This is a genomic window from Micromonospora sp. NPDC047753 (genome assembly GCF_040642735.1).
Classification (GTDB): Bacteria; Actinomycetota; Actinomycetes; order Mycobacteriales; family Micromonosporaceae; genus Micromonospora.
Genome location: NZ_JBEYSL010000403.1, coordinates 1 through 6,278, shown reverse-complemented (window position 1 = coordinate 6,278; position 6,278 = coordinate 1). Strand labels below are relative to the sequence as shown.

Below are 6,278 nucleotides of genomic sequence, written 5' to 3'. Positions count from 1 at the left end.
CGGACCCCGCTGGCCGACCGCAGGGCCCGGGTCGCCGAGGCCCTGGACTCGCTCACCGCCCACCGCGACCTGCTCGCCCTGCTGCTGGTGTGGGAGATCGGCAAGCCGTGGCGGCTGGCCTGCGCCGACGTGGACCGGGCGCTCGACGGCGTCCGCTGGTACGCGGGCGAGATCGACCGGATGCTCGCCGACGGCCGCGAGCCGCTGCCCGGCCCGGTCAGCAACATCGCGTCGTGGAACTACCCGATGAGCGTGCTGGTGCACGCCGAACTGGTGCAGCTCCTGGCCGGCAACGCGGTCATCGCCAAGACCCCGTCCCAGGGCGGCGCGGTGTGCCTGACCGTCGCGCACGCGCTGATGCGCCGGGCCGGACTGCCCGCCACGCTCGTCTCCGGCAGCGGCGCGGAACTGTCCGAGGTGCTGGTCCGGGCACCCGAGATCGGCGCTGTGGCGTTCGTCGGCGGCCGTTCCAACGGCGGCAAGGTGGCCGCCGCTCTGCTCGACAGCGACAAGCGGCACTTCATCGAGCAGGAGGGCCTCAACGCCTGGGGCATCTGGAACTTCTCCCAGTGGGACCTGCTCGCCGCGCACCTCAGGAAGGGCTTCGAGTACGGCAAGCAGCGCTGCACCGCGTACCCCCGGTTCGTGGTGCAGCGCGACCTCGTCGACGAGTTCCTCGACATGTACCTGCCGGTCGTCCGCTCGGTCCGCTTCGGTCACCCGCTCGCCGTCGGTGACGACTGGGCCGCCGGTGACCCGCTGCCCGAGCTGGACTTCGGTCCGCTGATCAGCGCCACCAAGGCCGACGAGCTCCGCCGCACCGTCGACGAGGCGGTCCGTGGCGGCGCGATCCCCCTGCACCGGGGCAAACTCGCCGGCGCGCCGTTCCTGCCCGGGCAGGACAACTCGGCGTACGTGGCGCCGTCGGTGCTGCTCGCCCCGCCCGGACGGTCCCGACTGATGCACGCCGAGCCGTTCGGTCCGGTCGACACGATCGTCGTGGTGGACACCACCGACGAGCTGCTGGCCGCGATGAACGCCTCCAACGGCGCGCTGGTCGCCTCACTCGCCTGCGACGACACCGACGAGGCCGGCAAGCTCGCCGTGGACCTTCAGGCGTTCAAGGTGGGCATCAACAAGCCACGCTCACGCGGCGACCGGGACGAACCGTTCGGCGGGCGGGGCGCCTCCTGGAAGGGCGCGTTCGTCGGCGGCGACCTGCTGGTGCAGGCCGTCACCGTCGGCGGAGACAGCCGGCTCTACGGCAACTTCCCCGACTACAGCAGCTACCCCAGCACCTGACGACCGGGCCCCTTGTGGAGGCTCGCCGCGCACAAGGGGCTCTCGTCGCCACGTACCGTCGGGAGATGGCACTGATCGCACAGCTCTCCCTGGGCGTGGCCGACGCCGAACGGGCCGGAACGTTCTGGGCCGCGGCCCTCGGCTACCGTCGCCGCGAGCCCCGATTCACCGGCGACGAGTGGATCGTGCTGGAGCCGCCGCCCGGGGTGCCGGGCGCAGGCCTCGCGATGGACCTCAGCGAGAGCCCCGTGCGGGAGTTTCCCCGGCTCCACCTGGATCTGGACGCCGGCGACCGACCCCTCGACGAGGAACTTGACCGGCTGCTCGCCCTCGGCGCGCGGATCGTCGACTGGCGGCACTACCCCACCGACCCACACCCGACCGAGCCGCCGTACGTGGTGCTCGCCGACCCGGAGGGCAACCGGTTCTGCGTCTCGGGCCGCCGCGAGCCGCCCAGGCCCTGAGCAGGGCCCTAGGCGAACGCGCCCGTCCGGTCCGCCCCGGCGGGGACAGCGAGCGGCACGGTGAGGGTGAGCAGCCCGCCGTCGCGTTCCACAACGGTGCGCCGGCCCAGCCGGTGCAGCGTCCGCAGCATCGGGTCGTTCGTGGCCTGTACGTGCAGCACCAGCGCCGCGTACCCGGACCGGTCGGCGTGCTGAACCACCCGGCGCAGCAACGCCGAGCCGAGCCCACGCCGCTGCCAGTCGTCGCGCACCAGCAGCGCCACCTCCGCCTCGTCGCCCTCGCCGAGCAGGTTCACCATGGCGACCACCGACTCGGCCGCGCCGTCGGAGCCGGTGCTGCTGGCGATCAGCGTCAGCCCTCGGCTCGGCTCCAGCAGTCGACGCAGGCGGGCCGGCTGCGGCAGCGCCGCCCCGCCCAGGTAACGCCGCTGACGGCTACGCGGCGAGCACGCCTCGTGCAGCTCCACCACGCCGGGCAGATCGTGGGCGCTCGCCGGACGGACGGCCACCTCCGCGCCGTCGGGCAGCACCACTGTCACCTGTTCGACGGCCCGGCGCGCCACAGTGGCGGCCAGCTCGACGAGGGCCTGCGCCCGTGCGTACTCCGCCGGGGTGAAGTCGGGCGCGGCCCGGCGCAGCGCGAACGAACCGCCCGCCGGGTCCGCCAACAGCATGCTCGCCCCGGTGATCCCCCGTTCGCCGCCGACCGACGCTGGTCGCCAGCTGACGACGTCGGCGGCGAGCAGCGTCCGCAACGCCTCGCCCGTCGCGTCCGGGTCACGCACCAACCGGTTGGCCAGCCCGAGCACCCGGGTGGGCTGGTCGGCCAGACCACGCGCCTCGCTGCGCGCCACCCAGCAGTCCCGGCCCCGACCCCGCTCGACGGCGGCGATCAGCCCAGCCTCGTCGAGCGCGTCCGGCGCGTCGACCAGGAAATCGTCCACCGCGCCCTGCTCGGTGGGCTGCACCTGCACGGTGAGGATGTTGACCCCACGCAGCGCGAGGCTCGCCGTGAGCACCGACAGGTAACCCGGTCGGTCGTCCACCGTCGCTCGGATCCGCCACAACGTCATGGTTGGCTCCCTTCCCCGGTAAGAGCCTCACCCCCGCCTGTTGCCGCCCGGTTGCCCGGCGGTGTCGGCCCGGGAACTCCTCGGCCGCTCAGGGGCCGGCGACCACCGGCGGCGAACCGACGAGATCGAGTCGGTCACCGAGGATCACCGCGCAGGCGCGGACGAGCTGGGTGAGCCGATCCACCTCGGTGCTGTGGAACGCCGCGGCGGAGAGGGTCTCGTTGCGCTCACGGGCCACCACCAGCACCAGGCCCGCCCGGCCGAACGGCGTGATCGCGTGGTGGGTCCCGTCGGGCGTGGTCATCGACCGACCGCGCAGCGGGGTCACCTCCGGCAACCGCGCGGGTACGGGAACCCGCCAGCTCGCGTACCCCACGGTCGCCCCGCCGCCCCCGCTGCGCGAGGCCCAGTCGACCGGCACCACGGCGGCCACTGCCCAGTCGGCGGCCAGCAGCCCCGGCACCGCGTCGACCAGGGTGGCCAACCCGTCGGCCGGGTTGGCCGCGACCTGGGCCAACAGCTCCGCGTCCTGACCGGTGGTGGTGGGCGCGCCGATCGCCCGCCACACACCGTCCACCCGCACCCCCGGTATCGCCGCGAGGCCAGCCAGCAGCCGCTCCACCCGCGCCGCACCCGGCCAGACGACAGTGAAGTCGTCCACCGCGCGCCCGCCGAGCCGTTCGAGGACCACCACCTGGACGATGTCCGCCCCGGAGACGCCCAAGGTGCGGGCGACCTGACCGAGGGTGCCCGGACGGTCCGGCAGGGTGACCCGAACTCGCAGCAACATGTCTGTCCCTCCGCTCGGCGGGCCGGCAGAGAAGCGACCGGCAGGCTGACCACAGCCTGGTAGTTGACCATTTCGTCCCTGTTGCAGGGGCATGTCCCGAGCGGAAATTCTGACCTTGACAACGTGAGCGGGCTGCAATCAACTAGTCCGATGAGCGATCCGGCCGTCGACGAGTCACGGCCGGAGGCCCCGGCCGTCTCCCCAGCGGGGCTGGCCCTTGACCGTCTCGCCGACCATCTGGCACAGCACCGACCCGAGCTGGCCGTCGGGCCGCTGCGGGCCCAGCTGATCGCGGGCGGCAAGTCCAACCTCACCTACCTGCTGCGCCTCGGCGACCGCGAGGTGGTGCTGCGCCGCCCCCCGTTGGGCCACGTCCTGGCGACCGCGCACGACATGGCGCGCGAGTTCCGGGTCATCTCGGCGCTGGCGCCGACCGAGGTCCCGGTCCCGGGCGCGCTGCTGCTCTGCACCGACCCCGAGGTGATCGGCGCGCCGTTCTACCTGATGGAGCGGATGCCCGGCGAGGTGTTCCGCACCCGCGCGCAGACCGACCCGCTGGGCGACGAGCGCCGCCGCGCACTGGCCATGGCGATGATGGACACGCTGGCCGCGCTCCACAGCGTCGACCCGTCGAGCGTCGGGTTGGCTGACTTCGGCCGCCCCGAGGGCTACCTCGCCCGGCAGGTCCGCCGCTGGTCCGGGCAGCTCGACCGCTCCCGAAGCCGGCCGCTGCCCGGCATCGACGAGCTGCGTGACCTGCTCGCGGCGACCGCACCGGAGGGCGCGAACGCCGGCCGGATCGTGCACGGCGACTACCGGCTGGACAACCTCCTCGCCTCAGCCGACCCGGTGGCCGTGCACGCGGTGCTCGACTGGGAGATGGCCACCCTCGGCGACCCCCTCGCCGACCTGGGGCTGCTGCTGACCTACTGGGACGTGCTCGGTGGCAGCGACACCGCCGCGAGCAACCCCGTCGCCGACGGGCTCGGCCCGCGCGCCGGCTTCCCCACCGGCAGCGAACTGATCGACAGGTACGCCGGCCGCAGCGATGTCGACGTCGGGCCGCTGCACTGGCACGTGGCGCTGGGCTGTTTCAAGCTCGCGGTCATCTGCGAGGGCATCCACTACCGCCACACGCTCGGGCAGACGCTCGGCGAGGGCTTCGACCGGATCGGCGAAATGGTGGCACCGCTGGTCGCGCACGGGCTTACCGCCGCCAGGGAGCGGTGATGGACTTCTCATACGACAGCCGGACCGAAGAGCTGCGCGCCGAGCTGACCCGGTTCCTGACCGAGCACGTCTACCCGGCCGAGGGCGTGCACGCCGAACAGGTGGCCGCCGGGGACCCGTGGTCGCGTACCCCGGTGTTGGCCGAACTGAAGACGGAGGCCCGCAAGCGCGGCCTGTGGAACCTCTTCCTGCCCGACCCGCGTTACGGCGCCGGCCTGACCAACCTCCAGTACGCCCCCCTGGCCGAGCTGACCGGGCGCAGCCCGCACCTCGCGCCGGAGGCGGTCAACTGCGCGGCACCGGACACCGGCAACATGGAGTTGCTGGCCGAGTTCGGTTCGGAGGCGCAGCAACAGCGCTGGCTGATGCCGCTGCTGGAGGGCGAGATCCGCTCGGCCTTCTGCATGACCGAGCCGGATGTCGCCTCCTCCGACGCCACCAACATCGCCACCCGGATCACCCGCGACGGCGACGAGTACGTGATCAACGGACGAAAGTGGTGGTCGTCCGGGGCCATGGACCCGCGCTGCGAGATCTTCATCGTGATGGGCAAGACCGACCCCACCGCTGACCGGCACCGCCAGCAGAGCATGGTGCTGGTCCCCCGCGACACCCCCGGGGTCGCAGTGCGCCGGGGGATGACCGTCTTCGGCTACACCGACGGTTCGCACGGCGGGCACGCCGAGATCGACTTCACCGACGTCCGGGTGCCAGCGGGGAACCTGATCGGCGCCGAGGGCACCGGCTTCGCCATCGCCCAGGCCCGGCTCGGGCCGGGCCGGATCCACCACTGCATGCGATTGATCGGAATGGCGGAGCGGGCATTGGAGTTGCTCTGCCGCCGCGCCAACGAACGGATCGCCTTCGGCCGACCGCTGGCCGAGCAGGGCGTGGTCCGGGAGTGGATCGCCGAGTCCCGGGTCCGCATCGAGCAGGCCCGGCTGCTGGTGCTCAAGACGGCCTGGCTGATGGACACCGTCGGCAACAAGGGCGCGCACACCGAGATCCAGGCCATCAAGATCGGCACGCCGGCGATGGCGGAGTGGGTGATCGACAAGGCTATCCAGGGGTACGGCGGCGCCGGTGTCAGCCAGGACACGCCACTGGCCGCCCTCTGGGCGCAGACCCGCACCCTGCGCCTGGCCGACGGGCCCGACGAGGTGCACCGCAACTCCCTGGCCAAGCGCGAACTACGCCGCTGGGCCCCGTAACCCCGCCCGCCCCACGCCCCGCCCTGCCCCTGCCCCAACACCCACCGCACCCGCACGTCCCGCGCCCGCACACCACCACACCCCAAGATCGCGCTCGATCCTGGATGTAGTGGCCGGCCCGGCGTGCGGGACCAGCGCGGAGTGGAACTTCTCCGCCCCGGCGCGGGAGGCGCGCCACTGGAAGAAGAGCACCCCGTCGGCACCGCGG

The 6,278-nt window shown here is 73.0% G+C and carries 7 protein-coding genes; 4 read left to right on the top strand and 3 right to left on the bottom strand.

The window, feature by feature from the left end:
- Both ABZ749_RS26695 and ABZ749_RS26690 read left to right on the top strand, forming a co-directional pair.
- Positions 1-1,302 (top strand): aldehyde dehydrogenase family protein (locus ABZ749_RS26695; RefSeq protein ID WP_357232651.1); only part of this gene is annotated, 1,302 nt, incomplete at its 5' end.
- 65 nt (positions 1,303-1,367) lie between these two features.
- Positions 1,368-1,766 (top strand): VOC family protein, encoded by a 399-nt coding sequence (locus ABZ749_RS26690; RefSeq protein ID WP_357232649.1) that lies wholly within the window; start codon positions 1,368-1,370, stop codon positions 1,764-1,766.
- 8 nt (positions 1,767-1,774) lie between these two features.
- Here the strand turns inward: ABZ749_RS26690 and ABZ749_RS26685 are convergent, their stop codons facing one another.
- Both ABZ749_RS26685 and ABZ749_RS26680 read right to left on the bottom strand, forming a co-directional pair.
- Positions 1,775-2,839, bottom strand: a complete 1,065-nt coding sequence (locus ABZ749_RS26685; RefSeq protein ID WP_357232647.1) for a GNAT family N-acetyltransferase — start codon at positions 2,837-2,839, stop codon at positions 1,775-1,777.
- An 88-nt stretch (positions 2,840-2,927) separates the two neighbouring features.
- On the bottom strand, positions 2,928-3,629 hold the full coding sequence (locus ABZ749_RS26680) for an amino acid-binding protein (RefSeq protein ID WP_357232645.1): 702 nt from the start codon (positions 3,627-3,629) through the stop codon (positions 2,928-2,930).
- Between the two features lie 150 nt (positions 3,630-3,779).
- Here ABZ749_RS26680 and ABZ749_RS26675 point away from each other — a divergent pair, with 150 nt between their 5' ends.
- Both ABZ749_RS26675 and ABZ749_RS26670 read left to right on the top strand, forming a co-directional pair.
- Positions 3,780-4,859, top strand: a complete 1,080-nt coding sequence (locus ABZ749_RS26675; RefSeq protein ID WP_357232643.1) for a phosphotransferase family protein — start codon at positions 3,780-3,782, stop codon at positions 4,857-4,859.
- Positions 4,859-6,070, top strand: a complete 1,212-nt coding sequence (locus ABZ749_RS26670) for an acyl-CoA dehydrogenase family protein (RefSeq protein WP_357232641.1) — start codon at positions 4,859-4,861, stop codon at positions 6,068-6,070. The genes ABZ749_RS26675 and ABZ749_RS26670 overlap by 1 nt, the downstream gene beginning before the upstream one ends.
- Here the strand turns inward: ABZ749_RS26670 and ABZ749_RS26665 are convergent.
- Positions 6,050-6,278: beta-galactosidase (locus ABZ749_RS26665; RefSeq protein WP_357232639.1), on the bottom strand; the 229-nt coding region annotated here is incomplete at its 5' end. The two genes, ABZ749_RS26670 and ABZ749_RS26665, sit on opposite strands and share 21 nt — an antisense overlap.